The following is a 20,299-nucleotide window of genomic DNA, read 5'->3' on the forward strand; positions in this document are numbered from 1 at the left end:
TTCAGCTCCCCTTGTATATCCGCTTCAGCGCCGTCAGCAGCGCATCCAGTTCCTCGCGCGAAAACAGCTCGATGAAGCGCTGCTCATGCCTATCGATCAGTTCACGCGCCCGGGCGAGCATTGCGCCTCCCGCCGTCGTCAGATGAAGCTCCTGGCGACGGCGGTCGGCCGCGGAGGGCCGGCGCTCGATCAGGTCGCGGGCGGCCAGCCGATTGACGAGGGCCATCATCGTCGCCCGGTCGGTGCCGAGCGTATTGGCAAGATCGATCTGCGATGCGCCCGGATTGCCGGCGACGAGTTCCATCACCGCCAGCTGCTTCTGCGTCAGCGCCAGAGCCGCCATGGTTTCGGCGAAGTCGCGATAGACTGCGACATGCGCCATGCGCAGATGAAATCCCAGCAGATCGCCAAGCCGGCCGACGTCGAGGCCCGGCGTCGCGGGAGCATCGTCGCCCTCGAAATCGTCCTGCGGTGGTTTGGTGCTCATCGTTCGCTCTCGCCTCATCCATCATCATAACCATCAAAATCAGCAGGTTAGTCAATATCCGTCGTGCGGATTTCCGCGCGCCATTCGAGCGATTCGAATTTGCCTTAAACAGCCTCTTGCATCATGGGAAAAAGATATTAGTATGTGTTACATACAAATTTGATGCCTGCCGCGGGGAGCGGTGGGCATGGGAGGAGAACATGGCGCATTCCTTTTCCGGGGTGGCTTCGTCGGCGGATTGCGGACTGGTGACGGATGATCCGATCCTTTACCGCGCCCGGGTCGCACCGGACCGTCCGGCTCTGTTCGAGATCGCCACCGGCCGGCAGCTCACCTATGCCGAGCTCGATGCGCGGATCGCCCGCTGCGCCGGCTTACTGAGCGATTTGCTCGAAGCGCGCCGCGACGGGGCGCGTGTCGCCATGCTGGCGCGCAACTCCATCGATTCGATCGTGCTTGCCTTTGCCTGCCAGCGTGCCGGCGCCATCTACGTGCCGCTCAACTGGCGCCTCAACGCCGCCGAGCTTCGGCCGATCCTTGCCGATTGCGCGCCGGCTCTGCTCGTTCACGACGAGGAGTTCGCGGCAACCGTCGCCAACGTCACGAGCACCGATCCTGAGATGGCGGTGATATCGACGGCCGACGGTCCGGCCGGGCTGGCCGCGCGGATCGAGGCGAGCCTTCCGGCCGCTCCGGTGACCGCCGATGCCGACGCACCTTGCGTCCTTCTCTACACCTCGGGCACGACGGGACAGCCGAAGGGCGTCGTCATCACCCGCCGCAACGCCTTCTTTGCAGCGATCAATTTTTCGGTCGTCGGAGAAATCGGGCCAAAATCCGTCGCCCTGTGCGACCTGCCGTTCTTCCACACGATCGGGCTGATCGCGGTGGCGCGCACCACATTGATGCTGGGCGGCACGCTCGTCGTCTCCGACCGCTTCACGCCGGCGCGCACACTCGCAGCCCTTGCCGACCGGCAGCGCGCCATCACCCATTATTTCGCCGTGCCGCAGATCGCGCTCGCCTTGCGTGGCGATGCCGCCTATAGCGCCGCGGCGCTCGCCGGCCTGCATGCGCTTTTCGTCGGCGGCGCGCCGCTGACGCAGGCGCTGATCGAAAGTTATCTCGATGACGGCGTGGCGCTGGTCAACGGTTACGGCATGAGCGAGGCGGGAACGGTGCTGCACGTGCCGATCGACCGGCGCGCCGTACAGGACAATCCCGGCAGCGTCGGTCTTCCCGCGCCATTGCTCGACATTCGCATCGTCGGCGAGGACGGCCGGGAGGTTGATGAAGGTGAGATCGGCGAACTCTGGCTGCGCGGGCCGGCAGTGACGCCGGGCTATTGGAACAAGCCTCAGGAAACCGCTTCCGCCTTCACCGACGGCTGGTACCGCACCGGCGATCTCGGCCGGCGTGAAGCGAACGGCTTCTATCGCATCGTCGACCGGCTGAAGGACATGTATATCAGCGGCGGGGAGAATGTTTATCCCGCCGAGATCGAAGCAGCGCTCGCAAGTCATCCCGATATCCTCGACGTCGCGGTCGTCGGCATTCCCGACATCCGATGGGGCGAATGCGGTGTTGCCTATGTGGTGCTGCGGCCGGGTGCCGTGGCAACGGGCGATGAGATCGCCGGCCATTGCGCGGCAAGGCTCGCCGCTTTCAAGCGCCCCGCGCGCATCCTCTTCGTCAAGGCCATTCCCCGCACCGCCTCCGGCAAGGTGCAGAAACATGTCCTGCGCCAGTTCCATTCCGACGAAACCCTTCAACGACAGGCCCTGTGAAGCGGCCCCCGGCACTCACGCCGAAACCCATGGAGTAACCTCATGACTGAAGAGAACATGACTGACAGGCAATCGCCGGTTCTGGTCGAATTCGATAACGGCATCGCCTTCGTCACCCTCAACCGCCCGGAAAAGCGCAATGCGATGAATCCGGCCCTGAATGCTCGGATGCTCGAGGTGCTCGACGAGCTCGAGGGCGACGAACGCTGCGGCGTCCTCGTCCTGCGCGGCGCCGGCGAATCCTGGTCGGCCGGCATGGATCTGAAGGAATATTTCCGCGACAATGACGACAAGCCTCGCAGCGCGACGCTGAAGGCGCGGCGCCAATCCGGCGGCTGGTGGAGCCGGCTGATGTATTTCGAAAAGCCGACGATCGCCATGGTCAACGGCTGGTGCTTCGGCGGCGCCTTCACGCCGCTCGTTTCCTGCGATCTCGCCATCGCTGCCGAGGAGGCGAATTTCGGCCTTTCCGAGATCAACTGGGGCATTCTGCCGGGCGGCAACGTCACCCGCGCGGTCGCCGAAGTGATGCGCCATCGTGACGCTCTCTATTACATCATGACCGGCGAACTGTTCGGCGGGCGCAAGGCCGCCGATATGGGTCTCGTCAACGAGGCCGTGCCGCTGGCGGAACTGGAAACCCGGGTCCGCAAGATCTGCGCCAGCCTGCTCGAAAAAAACCCGGTGACGCTGAAGGCCGCCAAGGACACCTACAAGCGCGTGCGAGACCTGCCTTGGGATCTCGCCGACGATTACATCTACGCCAAGCTGGAACAGATGCTGTTTCTCGACAAGACCAAGGGGCGTGACGAGGGGCTGAAACAGTTCCTCGACGACAAGACCTATCAGCCGGGGCTCGGCGCCTACAAGCGCGGCCGTTGATGGCGAGCCCGGCTCGCCGGGCGGGTTGACGAGCCGATCATCGGGAGGAGGAAAGCAATGAAGATCCATGCTGCGGTGGCGCGTGCGCCGCATACGCCGTTTTCGCTGGAAAGGCTCGATCTGGAGGAGCCGCGCGACGGTGAAATCCTGGTTCGCGTCGTGGCAACAGGGGTTTGCCACACCGATATCGTCATGCGTGACCAGCATCTGCCGGTGCCGCAGCCGGTGGTGCTCGGCCATGAGGGCGCTGGAATCGTCGAGCGTGTCGGACCGGGCGTCGCCAAGGTCAAGCCCGGCGATCACGTGGTCATGACCTTCAATTCCTGCGGTCATTGCCCCAGCTGCAACGATAACGAGGAGACCTATTGCCACGAATTCTTCCCGCGCAATTTCTTCGGTGCGCGCGCCGATGGTTCGAGCGGGCTCTCATGCGAGGGAGAGCGGGTTCACGGCAATATTTTCGGGCAATCCTCCTTCGCCAGCCACGCGCTGTGCCATGAGCGCAATATCGTGAAAGTGCCTGGGGATGTGGATCTGGCGCTGCTCGGGCCGCTTGCCTGCGGTATCCAGACCGGCGCCGGCGCGGTCATGAACGCGCTGAAGGTCGAGCCGGGAAAAGTGCTGGCAGTTTTCGGCATGGGCTCCGTCGGCCTTGCCGCCGTGATGGCGGCGCGGATCGTCGGCGCTTCACGGATCATCGCCGTCGACGTCAACGAGAGGCGGTTGGCGCTTGCAGCGGAACTCGGCGCCACCGACATCGTCAACGGCAAGGCAAGCGACGCGGTTGCCGCGATCATGGCGCTGACCGGCGCCGGCGTCGATTATTCGATCGATGCTTCCGGCGTGCCCGCCGTCATCGACCAGTGCGTGCGGGTGCTGGCGCCGCGCGGCACCTGCGGCATCGTTGGGGCCTCGCCGCATGGTGCGACGCTGACGCTCGACCTCACCCATATCCTGTCCGGCGGGCGCCGGGTCCGCGGCATCGTCGAGGGCGATTCCAATCCCGACGTGCTGATCCCGTTGTTGATCGAGCTGCATCGGCAGGGCCGCTTCCCCTTCGACAGGCTCATCACCTTCTATGATTTCGCCGACATCAACCAGGCGGTGGAGGATTCGGAAAAGGGCATCGTGCTGAAACCGGTCGTGCGTCAGCCGGCCGCCTGAACCCGTTCAAGGGAGGAAACAATGAACACCGTCACCCCAATTGCCACCGATACCAGCCCCGATGTCATGAAGGCGCTGCTTGACCGGCAAAGGGCGTCTTTCCTGAGGGAAGGGCCGCCAGAAATTGAGACCCGCCTCGATCGCATCGACCGCGTCATCGCCCTTCTCGTCGACCATAAGGATGCGATTGCCGCTGCCCTGTCGGACGATTTCGGCAGCCGCAGTGTCGGAGCGAGCCTGCTTCTCGACGTCTTTACCTGCGTCGGATCGCTCAAATATGCCAAGGCCCATCTTGCCGAATGGCTGAAGCCCGAGCAGCACGAGGCATTGTTCCCGGACGCAGTGGCCGAAGTGGTCTATCAGCCGAAGGGGGTTATCGGAATCCTGAGCCCGTGGAATTTTCCTTATCAGCTCGCCCTTGCGCCGCTTGCCGGAATTCTCGCCGCTGGCAACCGCGCCATGATCAAGCCGTCGGAGGTGACGCCGGCCTCGGCCGCCTTGATGGCGGAACTCATCGCCGGCGCTTTCGACGAAACGGAAATATCAGTCGTTCAGGGCGGACCGGCGACGGGCACGGCCTTTACATCACTTGCCTTCGACCATCTGATCTTCACCGGCGGAACCGCGATCGCCCATCATGTCATGCGCGCGGCGGCGGAAAACCTGACGCCGCTGACGCTCGAGCTCGGCGGTAAGTCGCCGGTCATCATCGGCCGCTCGGCCGATCTCGCCGACGCGGCGCGGCGCGTCATGACCGTCAAGACGCTGAATGCCGGCCAGATCTGCCTTGCGCCTGATCATGTTTATGTGCCGGAGGAAAGCGTCGAGGCCTTTGCCGGGCACGCGGTCGCGGCTGTCGGCGCGATGTATCCGGCGCTGAAGGAAAATCCTGATTACACCTCGATCGTCAATGCCCGCCATCACGCCCGCATCCAGGGCCTGATCGACGATGCCAGGGCCAAGGGCGCCCGTGTCGTCGAGATCAACCCGGCGGCAGAGAATTTTTCCCAGCAATCGGCCCACCGCATGCCTCCGACCCTGATCCTCGATCCGACGGAAGAGATGCGCGTGCTGCAGGAGGAAATCTTCGGACCCGTGCTGCCGGTTCTTCCCTATCGGGATGTCGCCGACGTCATCGATCGTATCAATGCCAAGCCGCGCCCGCTGGCGCTCTATTATTTCAGCCAGGATCAGCAAGAGGAGGCCCGCGTCCTCGACAATACGACCTCCGGCGGGGTGACGGTCAACGACTGCATGAGCCACGTCACGGCGGAAGGCCTGCCCTTCGGCGGCGTCGGCCATTCGGGCATGGGAGCCTATCACGGCAAGTTCGGCTTCCTCACCTTCTCGCATCCACGCGCCGTCTATCACCAGAGCCGGATGGTCGAAGCGGAATACATGATGCGGCCGCCTTATGGCGAGGCGATGCGCGGCTTCTTGGCAGCGGCGATCTGCAAGTAGAAGAGAAGTGGCGGACGATGCCGTCGGCAGCGCGGCTGCTGACGGCATGGGTGGCTGCTTGCGAGTGATCTCCTGTCGTCAAATTTGGCAGCAGGGCCTGCGTGCCATATCGTCGCCGCGGACGCCGCTTTCCTATCGCCGTATTGCTGCCGACCGACCTGCAGACGCAACTACTGACGATTATAGGCTGACAGTCCTGCGACTTAACGAAGCTCAAACCAGTATTGCCTTATGATTGGTTCGGATGACGTATTGGAAGGTGGATCCAACGCAGTGAATGGCATCTGGACGCAATTTGGTGGCAACCTGTCATTCGTGTGCCTGGCGATTTCGCTCTGGGCGCATTTCTCGATCCAATTTCAGCGTCGTTCGGTCACACAGGAAAAAATCGCCTTCGGAATTGTGGCCGGCTGCGCTTCCGTCGGATCGATATTGTTGGCCGTCGAAGTCAATCCCGGCATCTATATCGACATGCGCTTCTCGCCGCTTGCTTTGGCAGGCATGTTTGGCGGACCGGTCGCAGCGGCTTTTGCGGCGGCGCTGGCGTTGGCTTTCCGCTTCTGTGTGGGCGGCACGGCAATGATCGATGGCCTGATCGCAATTGCTGTCGCGACCGGGATCGGCCTGGCTGCCAATGTCTGGATCCGGAAGAGATCCCCCGAGCTTATGGACGTTGCGATGCTGAGCCTCGCGCTCGGCGCCGCACTGATCGTCTTGATGGCGGTGCTTCCCACACTGGTGCATGCCCGCGTATTGGCCATCATCGGTCTGCCGATGACGGTATTGAATTGCCTGGCGACGGCGCTGTGTGGTTTCGTTCTGTTGAAGACGCAGCAATGGGAGCTGGAGCGAAGCATATTGGTGACCGCGTTTTCGCAGTCGCCCGACTATCTCTACGTGAAGGACCGAAACAGCCGGTTCATCACCGTCAATGAAAATATGATCCGCCTTTTTCGTTTCAAAACCACGGCGGAGATGACCGGATTGTCGGATTTCAATCTTCTGTCGCGGCCGCGCGCCGAAGAATTTTATTATCTCGAACAGCAGGTCATGGACACCGGGGTGCCCCTGATCGACTCCGTCGAGCGTGTCGAAGACAGATACCTGCTCGCCTCCAAGGTGCCGCTGAAGGATAGGCAGGGACGGGTGATCGGCCTTGCCGGCGTCACGCGTGACGTGACGGAGCGGACTGCTCTGGAGCGGGAATTGCGCAAGAGCAAGAACCTGCTGTCACATGCGATGGCCGGCATGTCCGATGGCATCGCCATGTACGACAGCAAGGGTTTTCTCGTTTTTTGCAACGACCAGTATCGCGCCGCCTTTCCGCTATCCGGAGACGCCCGCGTGGTTGGCGCTCATATCAGCGACATCCTTCGCCGCGTTGCCGAAACCGGCGAGCGCACGGGTATCCCGGATAATGACCGCGAAGAGTGGATCAGGTCCGTCAGTGCTACGTTGCACAGCAACAAGGACGAAGAGGTTCAGCTTCACAATGGCGACTGGCGCAGCATCCGGACAAGGCTAGCGGAAGACGGCACGGCGATGGCGGTTGTCTCAGACATCACAGCGACCAAGCAGGCGGAAATCGCGCTCAGGCTGTCGGCGGAACAGCTGAAGAACCTCGCTGAGACAGATGGGCTCACCGGCATGGTCAATCGCCGGGCCTTCGACGAAGCTTTCGCGCGCGAAACCGCAGGCAGCGCCAGGAAAAACACGCCGTTCAGCCTTCTGATGGTCGATATCGACCGCTTCAAGGCCTATAACGATACCTATGGTCATCCCGCCGGAGACCAATGCCTGCGTGTCGTCAGCAGGTGCCTGCGCCAGTCGGTCAGCCGCCCGGCAGATATCGTCGCGCGCTACGGCGGAGAAGAATTCGTGGTTCTGCTCCCCGCAACCAGTGCGAAAGGCGCAATGATCGTTGCCGAGCAATTCGCGCGTCTCCTCAGCCAGGAGAATATCGTTCATTCCGGCAGCGAATTCGGCCGGGTGACCGCCAGCATCGGCATATCCTGCGCGACGGGGGCCACCTTGAGGATCAACCCGAACCGCCTCCTGACCGAGGCCGATGCCGCGCTCTACGACGCCAAGACGCAAGGCCGCAATCGCATCCTGGCACATTCGCCCGACGAACGGCATGCCATGAAGGACGTCGGTTAGCCAAACCTTTGATAGGTTTTTCCTATCGAACCATCGATCATCCGACCTTGATGTTTCCCCCGCTTCGACAATAAGGGCGCATGGACACAAAATTCATCGGTAAGAAATCGGCGGCAGCCGGTGGCTGGGGCGCTTTGAAGAGCTGCGGCAAGCGTTTGCTGCAAAGCGGCATGCCCATTTCAGGGGCGCGGACGATGCTGAAGGCGAACCAGCCGGATGGATTCGATTGCCCGGGCTGCGCCTGGGGCGATCCGGAGCACGGATCGTCGTTCGAGTTCTGCGAGAACGGCGTAAAGGCCGTCGCCTGGGAGGCAACGGAGAAACGGGCAACTCCGGCCTTCTTCGCGGAGAATACGGTATCGCAGCTTCGCCAGCTGACGGACTATGAACTGGAACTCAACGGCCGCCTCACGCATCCGATGCGCTACGATGCGGCGAGCGACCGTTACCTGCCGGTCGCGTGGGAAGATGCCTTTGCCGAGATCGGCAGTATTCTGACAGGCCTCGATAATCCCAACCGGGCGGAATTCTACACGTCGGGCCGGGCGAGCAACGAGGCCGCCTTCCTCTACCAACTGTTCGTGCGCGTCTACGGCACCAACAATTTTCCCGATTGCTCCAATATGTGCCACGAGGCAAGCGGCATCGCCATGCGCCAGGCGGTCGGTGCGGGCAAGGGTACCGTGCTGCTGGAGGATTTCGAAGAGGCCGACGCGATCTTCGTGATCGGACAGAACCCGGGCACCAACCATCCGAGGATGCTCGGCGACTTGCGCCGGGCGGCGATCCGCGGCGCGCGCGTCGTCGTCTTCAATCCCATCCGCGAACGTGGGCTGGAGCGCTTCTCCGACCCGCAGGACAAGGTCGAGATGCTGCGCGGCGGTTCGACCGATATCGCCAGCCTTTATCTGCAGCCGCAACTCGGCGGCGACATGGCCGCGGTGCGCGGGATGGCAAAGGCCGTTCTGGCCGCGGAAGAAGCAGCCGTCGCCGCCGGCCTGCCTTCCGTTCTCGACCACGCATTTCTCGCCGAACATTGCGATGGTTTTGCAGAATACCGGGCAGCGGTCGAGGCGACTTGCTGGGCTGACATTGAGGACCAATCGGGACTGAGCCGGCAGGACATCGAACGGTCGGCCGATGTCTATATCAACGCCGAGCGGGTCATCTGCACCTGGGCGATGGGCGTGACCCAGCACCTGCATTCCGTCGCGACGATCCGCGAGATCGCCAATTTCATGTTCCTGCGCGGCAATATCGGCAAGCCCGGTGCCGGCCTTTGCCCCGTTCGCGGCCATTCCAACGTGCAGGGCGACCGCACCGTCGGCATCAATGAAAGGCCGGCGGATGATTTCCTCGATGCGCTGGAGGAGCACTTCCGCTTCACCGTTCCCCGCGAACAAGGCCACAATGTCCTTGCCGCGATCGGCGCAATGCTCGACGGCTCGGCGGAAGCCTTCATCGGGCTTGGCGGCAATTTCGCCCGCGCCACGCCCGACAGCGCCCTGGTTGAAAAGGCGCTGCGGCGGCTGAAACTGACGGTGCACATCGCGACCAAACCCAATCATTCGCATCTCATGCCCGGCGAGACGGCCTTCATCCTGCCGTGCCTCGGACGCACCGAGATGGATCTGAACGCGGCGGGCAACTCACAGCTCATAAGCGTCGAGGATTCGATGAGCATGGTGCACGGTTCCGCCGGCATCAATCGCCCGGCCTCGCCGCATCTCCTCTCGGAAGTCGCCATCATTGCCGGCATTGCACAAGCGACGGTCGGCTCCGCCGTGGTCGACTGGTCAGAGCTTGCCGACGACCACGACCGCATCCGCGATCATATCGAGGCGACCATCCCAGGCTTCGAAAATTACAATAGGCGCCTGCGCAAGCCGCGCGGTTTCCACCTGCGCAACCCGGCCGCCCATCGGGAGTGGGATACGCCGACAGGCAAGGCATCATTTTCTTCCGAGGCGCTTCCCGACGAGACGGTGCATCAGCGGGCGCGAAAGGGCGAGGGGCGTTTCGCCCTGCAGACGTTCCGGTCACACGATCAATACAATACGACGGTGTATGGTCTCGATGACCGATACCGCGGCGTCTACGGGGAGCGGCAGGTCATCTTCATTCATCCGGCCGACCTGACGGCGATAAATGCCAAGGCCGGTGACCGGGTCGACGTGGTCGGCGAGCATGAGGACGGTATCGAGCGCATCGCTGAGAATTTCCGCTTTGTGCCCTATGATATTCCGCGGGGAAGCATAGCGGGTTATTATCCCGAACTGAACGTGCTCGTGCCGCTCGGCAGCTCCGGCAGGGAAAGCGATACGCCGACCTCAAAATCCATCATGGTTTCCTTCCGCCGGCGAAAAGCTGCGTGAGCGAGGAGGCGTCAGAGGCCGATCGTTTTCTTGCCCTCGTCGCTGCGGCGCAAGACAGGGATATCAGGCTGACATCCATACAGGCCGGTCTCCTTGTCGCCGCGGAACTCGGGATTGCCCGTGACAGTCGCGCCTTTGCGCGCAAGCTGGGGATCGCGCATTCTCTCGTGCTCAGGGAACTCAACGGCCTGGCGGAGCGCAAAGGCCTGCTGCAGATCGTGAAGCGGGATCCGAGGACCATGAGAGTGCACTACACGTTGCCGCCGCGGGACGAGACATAAATACACTGTGTCAGCGCCGGCCACCTGCGTACTCGCCGCAAGCTGAGGCCATTATCGACCGATCAGGCGTTTCCTGGTGTCGGAGGGGTATTCTCCATATGTGGCTTTATAGACTGCCGAAAACCGGCCGAAATGAAAGAAGCCCCATTTGAGGCAGATGGCCTTCATGGTCTCCTTGCTCTCGGGATCGATGAGATCCTGGCGCGCGGCGCGCAGCCGAAGCGTCAGCAGATAGGCGGCGGGAGAGGTTCCTCTGAATGCACGAAAACCGGTTTCGAGCGCCCGGCTGGATACGCCGGCCGCTTCGGCCACCTTCAGCATTGTGATCGGCTGATCGATATTGGCGTGCATGAATTCGATCGCCCTGCGGACGTGCCGGGGGGCGATCAGGGACGGGCCATTCTCCAGGAAATGCGATAGCCGGTGAGGCACTAGGCGCACGACCAGATCGGCCAGCGCCTGCGTCATATGCGCCATGGCGATCGGCGACTGCAGCAAGGGGCCATCGTCGCGCATGCCTAAGATAATCGTTTCCGTGAGGTTGCCGATCAACCGCCCGGCGGGCTTGGACAGATCCAGTTCCGGCAGTAGGTCGAGGGAGCCGCTGAACGGCATCTCGAATGTCTGGCCGATCGTCTGGAGGATGACAGGCCAGTTGATCAGCAACTCGTCGATGACGTTTGATTGCCCATGCATGATGACGCTGTCGGGTTCGAAATTGTTATAGAGAAGCAATTTTCCTTGCCCGGCCTCGGCGATGCGGGACGATCCATAGGTTACCCCCATGCCGCCGCTGCGCGGCACTACAATCGACAGATACTCCGACGTATCGACGGTCGGCTCGATATTGAACTGAAACTCCGCCTCATGATAACCCGTCAGCAGAACGGCCTTGTCACAGACGGAGAAATCCAGTCCCCAATGGAAGTCCTGGGCGCGGCCGACAGGCTCGGCATCAAAGGCGCCAAAAGCACCCCCCAGCGTTTCGACCATGTTGTCGAAGGACGAACCGCTAAATCGAAATGAGAATGGGGCAGTGCTATTTTCTGTCATGCTGCTCCCATTGTTCGATGTGGCTGTTTCGACATGCCCTTCTTGACCGCTCTGAGATGCCAGTGTGATGCGCGATCCGCGCGGGCGCCGGATCGGCGCGCCTACCTCTGCCAGTCTTGCCGGTCGTCATGCATGCGCCGTCGCGGGACTTCATCAGGGCCAGCAGCCGGTGTGGATGGGCGGAGCTCGCCTGTATATTAGACGATTGTAACTTATAGTGAAGCTGCTTGCCGCGGAGCAGGTGGATTTCCGCATGGTCGGTCTCGGATCAGCGGCTTTCGGCAGCCGATCCAGCCCGAATTCGGGCGTGGCAAGCGTCAGAAAGACCAACCCTTTACATGCACCATCGATCGTTCCGGCAGAGCTCAGATGTTTTTGCGAGACGGCAGGAACTGACAGAACATGCGGCGATTGGCAAGATTTGCGCTACCGGTTATGACGGCAGTCCGCTGGTAAATCGATTGCGCTGAAGACGCGATCTTGCAGCTGCAGCTGCAGCTGCCATGCCACAGGTTCAACTGCCGCGACCTTGCCGAGACGCTCATCATCTGAAGTTTGTAGGAATGTCCATCCGAGAGCCGCGCAGTCGCCTGCCGAAGGTTTTATAGTGGACCGTTTAAGGAGCCTTCGGCAGGCAGACAGGCATGCAAGCATACGCACGGGATGGGGTGCGTATGTATGATCCCTTCCATCCTTCTGGGGGCGACGGATGGACGGGCCTTTTGGCTTAGAGACCGCAAACCATCATGGTCTTGGTCAGGATTGATCTTATTATTCTCCAGCCATGGAGCAATTGTCAGGCGCCGATATTGTCGGCCGATCGGCTTTTCGCTACGCAGTCTGGACTGCTCCTGCGCAAAATGTATACGCAAGCACTCGCCTCAAGCCGTATCTTCCGCGGTGCGGCCTGCCGGCCGCCGCGCTCGGAAGGGATCGGGCGAGAGAATCGTCATCAGTTGCTCATCTTCAGCGAGCTTCCAGGCGGTTGCGCAGCCGCGCCAGCCCTCGTTCAGCCCCAATCATCAGACGGCCGACTCCAGGTTCCGGAGATGGCGACCTGCCAGATATCGGTGTCGCCAACGAAACGGAGAGACAGCCGCAAGCGCAGCTTCAGAGCGCGATCGAGAGGGCGCTATCGCGTTGGGGAGCCACCTCCTGCGAGTTCACCATCGCACCCGCGAGCTGGCGGAAGGTGACAAGGCCCAATGCTTCCCCGGATGGCGAAATCACCCTCGCATCGTTGTCCTGCGCCGATGCCAACATCCGGACGGCCTCTTCGACGGTCGTTCCTGATGCAATCGTCAATCCGCCTGGCACCGCACCGGAATGCAAGGATGTCATGACGGCATCGACCTGGATGACCCGGCCGCGATTGACCTCCTTGACGAAGTTGGCGATGTAGGCGTCGGCCGGACGCAGAACGATGTCCTGGCTGGTGCCCTGCTGGATGACTTCGCCATCGCGCAGGATCGCAATCTGATCGCCCAGCCGAAGGGCTTCGTCGAGATCGTGGGTGATGAAGACGATGGTCTTCTTGATCTCCTTCTGAATGTCGAGAAGGACTGTCTGCATATCCGTACGGATCAAAGGGTCGAGTGCCGAATAGGCTTCGTCCATCAGCAGAACCGGCGCATCGTTCGAGAGGGCTCGTGCCAGCCCGACGCGCTGCTGCATGCCGCCCGATAGCTGGTTGGGATATTTGCTCTCGAAGCCCTTCAGGCCGACCCGCTCCAGCCAGCCCATGGCGACGTCGGCGGCTTTCGAGCGCTCCATGCCCTGCACTTCGAGGCCGAAGATGGTATTGTCGAGAACATTGCGGTGCGGCAGAAGCGCAAACTTCTGAAACACCATTGCCGTCTGGTGCCGGCGAAACGCCCGCAATTCGGTCTCGTTCATTTTCACCACATCGACGCCGTCGACAAGCACTTCTCCGGCGGTTGGATCGATCAGGCGATTGATGTGGCGGATGAGCGTCGACTTGCCCGAACCCGAAAGGCCCATGATGACCTGGATGCGGCCCGAGGGTATCTCGACATTGATATCTTTCAGGCCGAGCACGTGGCCGTGCTTTTCGTTGAGCTCGGTCTTCGACAATCCCTTTTGGACGGCATCGACATGAGCGGCAGGGTTGGGACCGAAGATCTTGTAGAGGTGGCGGATCTTGATGCCGCCGAAACGTTGATCAGCCATGGACGATCTCCCGATGCTTCTGGAGCCGTTTGCCATACGCCTGGCTGACCCGGTCGAAGATGATGGCAATGCCGACAATGGCAAGGCCGTTGAAAATACCCAGGGTGAAGTACTGGTTGGCGATGGCCTTCAGAACCGGCTGGCCAAGGCCCTGGACGCCGATCATCGAGGCAACGACCACCATGGCGAGCGCCATCATGATGGTCTGGTTGATGCCGGCCATGATGGTGGGAAGCGCCAGCGGCAATTGGACCTTGAACAGCTTCTGCGCGCTCGATGTTCCGAAGGCATCGGCTGCCTCGAGCACGTCCTTGTCGACCAGGCGGATGCCGAGGTCGGTCAGCCTTATCATCGGCGGAATGGCGTAGATGACGACGGCGATCAGTCCCGGCACCTTGCCGATGCCGAGCAGCATGACCACAGGGATGAGATAGACGAAGCTCGGCATGGTCTGCATAACGTCGAGGATCGGATTGATAACGCGCTGCAGCCGGTCGGAACGCGCCATCAATATCCCCATCGGGATGCCGATGGCGATGGAGAGCACGGTACAGACGAAGATCATCGACACCGTCCGCATCGTATCGTCCCACATGTCGAAATAGCCGATCAGCAGCAGTGTCACGAGACAGCCGAAGACGATCTTCAGGCTGCGGCTCGCAAACCATGCGATGACAAGGATGATTGCCGTAATGATCGGCCACGGCGTCTGCGTCATGAAGCGGTCGGCGGCGATCAGGAAATGCTGCAGCGGGGAGAAGAGGTTTTCGATCGCGTCGCCATAGCTGCGGGTAAATGCGCGAAAGCCGTCATCGATCGCCTTCTTCAGATTGCGAAGGGCATCGTCATCCATATGCGGGAATTTATAAAACCATTCCATTCGGTTCCCCTTTTTCTTCAAAGAGCCGTGGCAGTCTTTTTGATTTTATCGGCAGCGAAAGGCGGTGCGCATTAAGCGCACCGCAGTTGTCGGCGTTAGAGCATGATGCCGAAAACTGTGAGCGGCTTTCGCAGACATCATGCTCTGACTATTTAATTTAGAACAGCATTCAGATTTTAGGCCGATCCGGCCTGAAATCATCCTGTCCTAGAGCGCAGCTTCGATCTTCGTGGCTGCCTCAGGCGAAACCCACTTGGTCCAGAGGTCCTTGTTTTCTTTGAGGAAGTGCTTGGCACCGTCCTCGCCGGTTGCCTGGTTGTCGGTCATCCACGCCATCAGCTTGTTGACCGTGTCGTTGCTCCAGGAGCGCTTGGTCAGGTAGTCCATCACCTCGGGCCCGGCCTTTTCCGAGAAAGGCTTTGCAACGAGGGTGACGATCTTGTCGACCGGCCATGCGTTCGGCTTCGGATCGGGGCAGTCGGCGACGGTATTGCAGCGCTTCCATTCGGCGGGGTCGTTCGGCACGCCGGCTTCCAGCTTGACCATCTGATACTTGCCGAGCAGCGCGGTCGGCGCCCAGTAGTAGCCGGCCCAGCCTTCCTTGCGTTCGTAAGCCTTGGAGATCGAGCCATCAAGGCCGGCAGCCGAGCCGGTATCAACGAGGGTGAAGCCGGCCTTGTCGGCTTCGAAGGCCTTGTAGAGCTGCGTGGTCACCACGGTGCCGCCCCAGCCCTGCGGTCCGTTGTAGATGGCGCCCTTCTTCGGGTCCTCGGGAGCGGGGAAGAGTTCTGGATGCTTCAGCACGTCGCCGATGGTCTTGATGTCGGGATGGGCGTCGGCCAGATATTTGGGAATCCACCAGCCTTGGACGCCGCCATCGGGCAGCGGAGAGCCGACCTGGACGATCCGGCCTTCTTCCGTTCCCTTCTTGACGACGTCGGGCAGCAGGTCGATCCAGGCTTCCGGCGCGATATCCGGCTGGCCCTTTTCAGCCATCGAGGTGATCGTCGGAACGGTATCGCCGACGGTGATTTCCGCTTGGCAGCCGTAACCTTCGTTCAGGATGAACTTGTCGAGGTTGGAGAGAACCTCGGCACTCTGCCAGTTCATGCTGGCGATGGTGACAGTGCCGCATTCGGCGGCGCTGGCGAAAGACGCCCCGCCGATCAGGCCGAACGTCAGACATGTCGATGCGAGTAGTTTTTTCATTCTCGTTCCCTCTGTTTAGCGGCCGGTTTTGCTAAGCGGGGCGCCGCAGGACCCGCTCCAACGGTTGTCAGGAAGCGTCTCCCATACTCACCGATTTCTTGAATGCCGCCGATAGTCCCTTCGCGACCGAAGCGTCGAACCCGGCAGCGCGCATGGCTTCGATGGCCGCTGCAGTGGTGCCGCGATAGCCGAGAAAGGTTTGAACGACGTCATCGGGACATTCGTCGCGGCGCTCCAGCAGGCGGCCGGCGCCCGTGATCACCGTGTTGACGGCGCGGCGCGCAATCTCCCCCGGCAGGCCGTTTGCGACGGCGTCGCGCATCATGGCGGCGGCGAGCAGCGCAGGGAATGCCGGTCCGGACCCGGAAAGGCCGGTGAGGTAATCGATGTCGCTTTCCCTTGCGACCTCGTCCTCAGATCCGCATGCCTGAAAAATCGCGTGGACGAGCGCCCGGTCGTCTTCGGTGACAGCGCTCGCGCCAATCCACGGCGTATAGGATTTGGCGACTTCGGCGGCGGCGTTCGGCAAAGCGCGGACGACGCGACCGGTGTTGTGGCGCTCGGAAAGTGCGTCCAGGCGGATGCCCGCCATGACCGAGATGACCAGCTTGCCACCGGCATCGACATCAAGAGCATGCCAGTCATCAGGACGGACGGAGAGAAGGATCACGTCCGAACGGTCGGCAAGCGCCTGATTGTCGGTGGTCAGGAAAGAATTCGGGAAGCGGCGCGGCTGCTCGCTGCGATAAGAGAGGGAGAGGTTTCGAGGTTCGACCAGGCCGGCACCAAGGATCGAGCCGGCGATTGCTCCGCCAAGCCAGCCACCGCCACCAATGATCCCGATTCTCAAGAAAGCGCTCATCCCGGCCTTCCCTAACCCGGCCTATAGCCATGCCGGGAGAAGAAGCGATCGAGCTCCCTCTGCTGCGGCACTTCGCCGGTGTAGATCGCGATATATTCGGGAATCCGTTTCATGCGGACGGCGAGTTCCTCCTTGGCTTGCATAGAGATGTATCCGATCTGCACGAGGTACGTTGTTCGCGCTCGGACATCCGATGTCGCTTCTGGTAGCCCGAACCGGATAAACATCCGCTTGAGCGCATCGAGCCGGAGCTGATCGGCTTGCCGGACCTCGGCAAGAATCTCGTCGGACTGCAGCGCCCAGCTGCGCACGGCGAATTCGAACCTGGCGTCGAACAGATCATTGTTGAGCCAGCAATCGAAGACGTTGAGCATCGCCTCGGCGAGCGATTCCGCGTAGGCTTCGGACTGTTTGACGATGTTGCCGGTGTTTTTGTCGCGCCACCGCGCCACGAGCCCGGCCAGCAGTTCCTCCCGGTCCTTGAAGAACCAGTAGAAGCTCGTGCGCGAGAGGTTGAGCTTCTTCGCCAGCGGCAGAATTTTCACCGAATCCACGCCGGAATCCAGCAGCGAGTGGTATGCTGCTTCCAGCCATCCCTCCTGTGATCCGCGCCAGCCTGTATCATTCAAAGCCTGATCCATGGATGATCTCCTATCAGATTATCAAGCCACGCACAAGAAAAATGTACATCAGTGTCTAAATCGACGACCAAGCTGTTTTCAATGTTGACACATATGTACATTGTGCTTAGCGTCTCCTCTGACGTTTTAATCCGGAACCGCCGCCCATGTCGAACGATCCCCTTCTTCAGCCTTACCAGCTCAAGCATTTGACGCTACGCAACCGTATCATCGTGACCTCCCACGAGCCGGCTTATCCGGAGGACGGCATGCCAAAGGAGAGGTATCGCGCCTATACGGTGGAGCGGGCAAAGGGCGGCGTGGCCTTGACGATGACGGCTGGCTCGGCCGCGGTTTCCAGGGACAGCCCGCCGGTCTTCAACAACCTGCTCGCCTATAAGGACGAGATCGTGCCCTGGGTTAGGGAAATGACCGACGCCGTGCATGAAGAGGGTGCGGCGATCATGATCCAGCTCACTCATCTCGGCCGGCGCACGCGCTGGGACAAGGGCGACTGGCTGCCGGTCGTGGCGCCATCGCATCATCGCGAGGCGTCCCACCGCTCCTTCCCGAAGAAGATGGAAGATTGGGACATCGAGCGCATCATCAAGGATTTCGCCGACGCTGCGGAGCGCATGAAGGCAGGCGGCATGGACGGTGTCGAACTGGAAGCCTACGGCCACCTGATCGATCAGTTCACGTCTCCGCTCACCAACGAGCTCGATGGTCCCTATGGCGGCTCCCTCGACAACCGTTTGCGCTTCTGCTTCGATGTCTTCAAGGCGATCCGGCAAAGGGTGGGGAACGACTTCATTCTCGGCGTGCGCTATACTGCCGACGAATGTCTTCCCGGCGGCACCGGCAAGGGCGACGGGATCGAAATTTCCAAGCGCCTGAAGGCAAGTGGCCTGATCGATTACCTCAACGTGATCCGCGGTCACATCGATACCGATGCGGGTCTGACCGACGTGATCCCGATCCAGGGCATGGCGAATTCACCGCATCTCGATTTCGCCGGCGAAATTCGCGCCGCAACCGATTTCCCGACCTTCCATGCGGCGAAAATCCCTGACGTCGCCACCGCGCGCCACGCGATCGCCTCCGGCAAGGTCGACATGATCGGCATGACACGCGCTCACATGACGGACCCCCATATCGTCCGCAAGATCATGGAAAAGCGCGAAGACGATATTCGTCCTTGCGTCGGCGCCAATTACTGTCTCGATCGCATCTACCAGGGCGGGGCCGCCTTCTGTATCCACAATGCCGCCACCGGCCGCGAACTGACCATGCCGCATATCGTGGCGAAGGCCGACGCCAGGAAAAAGGTCGTCATCGTCGGCGCCGGCCCGGCCGGTCTGGAAGCGGCGCGCGTCGCCGGAGAACGCGGCCACCAGGTCGTGGTTTTCGAAGCGGCGAACAATCCCGGCGGTCAGATCCGGCTCACCGCCCAAAGCGAGCGCCGCAGGGAGATGAGCAGCATCATCGACTGGCGCATGAGCCAGTGCGAGAAATACGACGTCACCTTCCACTTCAACACATGGGCGGAAGCGGACACCATCGGAGCCGAGAATCCCGATGTGGTCATCATCGCGACCGGCGGCTTGCCGCATACCGAGGTTCTCGCCAGCGGCAACGAGCTGGTGGTCTCGTCATGGGACATCATCTCCGGCGACGTGAAGCCTGGAACCAACGTGCTGATCTTCGACGATGCCGGCGACCATGCCGGCCTCCAGGCAGCTGAGTTCCTCGCCAAGGCGGGCGCCAAGGTCGAGATCATGACGCCGGACCGCTCCTTCGCGCCCGAGGTCATGGCCATGAACCTGGTGCCCTATATGCGGTCTCTCCAGAAGCACGACGTGACCTTCACCGTCACCTATCGTCTCGAGGCCGTCGAGAAGAGCGGCAACCAGCTCGTCGCCCATGTCGGCAGCGATTACGGCGGGATTGCCAGGCAGCAGAGCTTCGACCAGATCGTCGTCAATCATGGGACCATTCCGCTCGACGAGCTCTATTTCGAACTGAAACCCAGCTCGAGCAATCTCGGCGAAATGTCGCACGACCAGCTTCTTTCCGGAGAGCCGCAGTCCGTGATCCGCAATCCTGATGGCAAGTTTCAGCTGTTCCGGATCGGCGACGCGGTCGCCGCACGCAACACCCATGCCGCCGTCTATGACGGCCTGCGCATCGCGAAAGATATCTAATCGCTACAGTGGACCGCTTGCCGGTCGATCGTCTCGGGAGGTGATGACATGAGGTTACGCAATGAAAGCCTCCAGATCTTCCTGGATGCGGCTTTCGCGGCTTTCGACCAGTTCGCGAAGGCCCCAGAGGCCCGCCGTTCGGTCCGTCAGATTTTTGCGGCGCTGGAGCGCCCAGGGATCGCGCGTACGGGGCCGGGAAGCCGATTGCCCGTGTGTGCTCAGCTTGATGTGGCGCTTTCCTTCGATACGTCCTATCCTTCGCTGACACGTTTGATCGAGGGGTTCAAAGGCGTCGAGCCAATGCTTGAATGGCATCGGCGCACCAAGTATGACCACACGGCCAGCGACAATTTTGTCGATGGGCATGCCAATGCCATGATTATCGGCCCGGGAGGATTGGAAGAGCGGAGCGATCTGTGGATCGGTGTGACGTTGATGGCGCCTCACGTGCGCTATCCGGATCATGATCATGCGCCCGAGGAAGTCTATCTCGTGCTTTCCGATGGAGAGTTCCAGCAAGGAGAGGGAGACTGGTTCTCGCCAGGTATCGGTGGGTCGTTCTACAATGTCCCTGACATCCGACATGCCATGAGGTCGCTCGACACGCCGCTCTTCGCCTTCTGGGCATTGCTTGCCGAACGGCCGAACTGACGGCCAGCAGTTTAGAAATAAAGGGGAGTTGCC

At 61.3% G+C, this 20,299-nt stretch carries 16 protein-coding genes; 9 read left to right on the forward strand and 7 right to left on the reverse strand.

The annotated features are described in order from the left end of the window. Position 1 precedes the first annotated feature (1 nt). Positions 2-487, reverse strand: coding sequence for a MarR family winged helix-turn-helix transcriptional regulator (locus tag N2600_RS28610; RefSeq protein WP_162116223.1), 486 nt, complete (start codon positions 485-487; stop codon positions 2-4). A 200-nt stretch (positions 488-687) separates the two neighbouring features. On the opposite strand from N2600_RS28610, the gene N2600_RS28615 reads away from it, so the two are divergent. The 7 genes from N2600_RS28615 (at position 688) to N2600_RS28645 (ending at position 10,597) form a co-directional block, all read left to right on the forward strand. Beyond that, complete coding sequence (locus N2600_RS28615) at positions 688-2,274, forward strand: AMP-binding protein (RefSeq protein ID WP_260299038.1); 1,587 nt, start codon at positions 688-690, stop codon at positions 2,272-2,274. A 57-nt stretch (positions 2,275-2,331) separates the two neighbouring features. Beyond that, positions 2,332-3,156: a p-hydroxycinnamoyl CoA hydratase/lyase gene (locus tag N2600_RS28620; protein WP_162116395.1), complete on the forward strand. Its 825-nt coding sequence runs from the start codon at positions 2,332-2,334 to the stop codon at positions 3,154-3,156. A 57-nt stretch (positions 3,157-3,213) separates the two neighbouring features. Beyond that, entirely contained in the window at positions 3,214-4,320 is a 1,107-nt protein-coding gene (locus N2600_RS28625) for an NAD(P)-dependent alcohol dehydrogenase (protein ID WP_170259535.1), read from the forward strand. Between the two features lie 21 nt (positions 4,321-4,341). Beyond that, positions 4,342-5,781: a coniferyl aldehyde dehydrogenase gene (locus tag N2600_RS28630; RefSeq protein WP_260299039.1), complete on the forward strand. Its 1,440-nt coding sequence runs from the start codon at positions 4,342-4,344 to the stop codon at positions 5,779-5,781. A gap of 231 nt (positions 5,782-6,012) precedes the next feature. After that, positions 6,013-7,941 (forward strand): diguanylate cyclase, encoded by a 1,929-nt coding sequence (locus tag N2600_RS28635; RefSeq protein ID WP_222350838.1) that lies wholly within the window; start codon positions 6,013-6,015, stop codon positions 7,939-7,941. An 80-nt stretch (positions 7,942-8,021) separates the two neighbouring features. Continuing rightward, entirely contained in the window at positions 8,022-10,316 is a 2,295-nt protein-coding gene (locus N2600_RS28640) for an FdhF/YdeP family oxidoreductase (RefSeq protein ID WP_222350839.1), read from the forward strand. After that, positions 10,313-10,597, forward strand: coding sequence for a hypothetical protein (locus tag N2600_RS28645; protein WP_170279563.1), 285 nt, complete (start codon positions 10,313-10,315; stop codon positions 10,595-10,597). The genes N2600_RS28640 and N2600_RS28645 overlap by 4 nt, the downstream gene beginning before the upstream one ends. Before the next feature lie 51 nt (positions 10,598-10,648). On the opposite strand, the gene N2600_RS28650 is transcribed toward N2600_RS28645, so the two are convergent. The 6 genes from N2600_RS28650 to N2600_RS28675 all read right to left on the reverse strand — a co-directional run bounded on the left by N2600_RS28650 (position 10,649) and on the right by N2600_RS28675 (position 17,432). Continuing rightward, positions 10,649-11,650: an AraC family transcriptional regulator gene (locus tag N2600_RS28650; protein ID WP_260111175.1), complete on the reverse strand. Its 1,002-nt coding sequence runs from the start codon at positions 11,648-11,650 to the stop codon at positions 10,649-10,651. 1,110 nt (positions 11,651-12,760) lie between these two features. Continuing rightward, complete coding sequence (locus N2600_RS28655; protein WP_170279565.1) at positions 12,761-13,840, reverse strand: quaternary amine ABC transporter ATP-binding protein; 1,080 nt, start codon at positions 13,838-13,840, stop codon at positions 12,761-12,763. Further along, positions 13,833-14,720, reverse strand: coding sequence for an ABC transporter permease (locus N2600_RS28660; RefSeq protein ID WP_170256650.1), 888 nt, complete (start codon positions 14,718-14,720; stop codon positions 13,833-13,835). Before N2600_RS28660 ends, N2600_RS28655 begins: the two co-directional genes overlap by 8 nt. A gap of 207 nt (positions 14,721-14,927) precedes the next feature. Next, positions 14,928-15,929, reverse strand: coding sequence for an ABC transporter substrate-binding protein (locus N2600_RS28665; protein WP_170259543.1), 1,002 nt, complete (start codon positions 15,927-15,929; stop codon positions 14,928-14,930). 67 nt (positions 15,930-15,996) lie between these two features. After that, complete coding sequence (locus tag N2600_RS28670; RefSeq protein WP_170276055.1) at positions 15,997-16,791, reverse strand: pyrroline-5-carboxylate reductase family protein; 795 nt, start codon at positions 16,789-16,791, stop codon at positions 15,997-15,999. Between the two features lie 11 nt (positions 16,792-16,802). Then, positions 16,803-17,432 (reverse strand): TetR/AcrR family transcriptional regulator, encoded by a 630-nt coding sequence (locus N2600_RS28675; protein WP_011649280.1) that lies wholly within the window; start codon positions 17,430-17,432, stop codon positions 16,803-16,805. A gap of 146 nt (positions 17,433-17,578) precedes the next feature. Between N2600_RS28675 and N2600_RS28680 the strand changes: the two genes are divergently transcribed. Both N2600_RS28680 and N2600_RS28685 read left to right on the forward strand, forming a co-directional pair. Beyond that, the gene (locus N2600_RS28680; RefSeq protein WP_222281721.1) at positions 17,579-19,615 is read left to right on the forward strand and encodes an NADH:flavin oxidoreductase; all 2,037 of its coding nucleotides are present in this window, start codon (positions 17,579-17,581) and stop codon (positions 19,613-19,615) included. Between the two features lie 48 nt (positions 19,616-19,663). Continuing rightward, complete coding sequence (locus N2600_RS28685; protein WP_260299040.1) at positions 19,664-20,266, forward strand: dimethylsulfoniopropionate lyase; 603 nt, start codon at positions 19,664-19,666, stop codon at positions 20,264-20,266. Positions 20,267-20,299 lie beyond the last annotated feature (33 nt).

Origin of the sequence: Rhizobium sp. WSM1274, from assembly GCF_025200775.1 — a bacterium.
Taxonomy (GTDB): Bacteria; Pseudomonadota; Alphaproteobacteria; order Rhizobiales; family Rhizobiaceae; genus Rhizobium; species Rhizobium leguminosarum_I.

Excerpts from the sequence above, each read along its gene's own strand:
- N2600_RS28620 (WP_162116395.1), top strand. The coding sequence starts at position 2,332 with ATGACTGACAGGCAATCGCCGGTTCTGGTCGAATTCGATAACGGCATC.
- N2600_RS28650 (WP_260111175.1), bottom strand. The coding sequence starts at position 11,650 with ATGACAGAAAATAGCACTGCCCCATTCTCATTTCGATTTAGCGGTTCG.
- N2600_RS28615 (WP_260299038.1), top strand. The coding sequence starts at position 688 with ATGGCGCATTCCTTTTCCGGGGTGGCTTCGTCGGCGGATTGCGGACTG.
- N2600_RS28680 (WP_222281721.1), top strand. The coding sequence starts at position 17,579 with ATGTCGAACGATCCCCTTCTTCAGCCTTACCAGCTCAAGCATTTGACG.
- N2600_RS28625 (WP_170259535.1), top strand. The coding sequence starts at position 3,214 with ATGAAGATCCATGCTGCGGTGGCGCGTGCGCCGCATACGCCGTTTTCG.
- N2600_RS28675 (WP_011649280.1), bottom strand. The coding sequence starts at position 17,432 with ATGGATCAGGCTTTGAATGATACAGGCTGGCGCGGATCACAGGAGGGA.
- N2600_RS28610 (WP_162116223.1), bottom strand. The coding sequence starts at position 487 with ATGAGCACCAAACCACCGCAGGACGATTTCGAGGGCGACGATGCTCCC.
- N2600_RS28685 (WP_260299040.1), top strand. The coding sequence starts at position 19,664 with ATGAGGTTACGCAATGAAAGCCTCCAGATCTTCCTGGATGCGGCTTTC.
- N2600_RS28660 (WP_170256650.1), bottom strand. The coding sequence starts at position 14,720 with ATGGAATGGTTTTATAAATTCCCGCATATGGATGACGATGCCCTTCGC.
- N2600_RS28655 (WP_170279565.1), bottom strand. The coding sequence starts at position 13,840 with ATGGCTGATCAACGTTTCGGCGGCATCAAGATCCGCCACCTCTACAAG.
- N2600_RS28670 (WP_170276055.1), bottom strand. The coding sequence starts at position 16,791 with ATGAGCGCTTTCTTGAGAATCGGGATCATTGGTGGCGGTGGCTGGCTT.
- N2600_RS28635 (WP_222350838.1), top strand. The coding sequence starts at position 6,013 with ATGATTGGTTCGGATGACGTATTGGAAGGTGGATCCAACGCAGTGAAT.
- N2600_RS28665 (WP_170259543.1), bottom strand. The coding sequence starts at position 15,929 with ATGAAAAAACTACTCGCATCGACATGTCTGACGTTCGGCCTGATCGGC.
- N2600_RS28640 (WP_222350839.1), top strand. The coding sequence starts at position 8,022 with ATGGACACAAAATTCATCGGTAAGAAATCGGCGGCAGCCGGTGGCTGG.
- N2600_RS28630 (WP_260299039.1), top strand. The coding sequence starts at position 4,342 with ATGAACACCGTCACCCCAATTGCCACCGATACCAGCCCCGATGTCATG.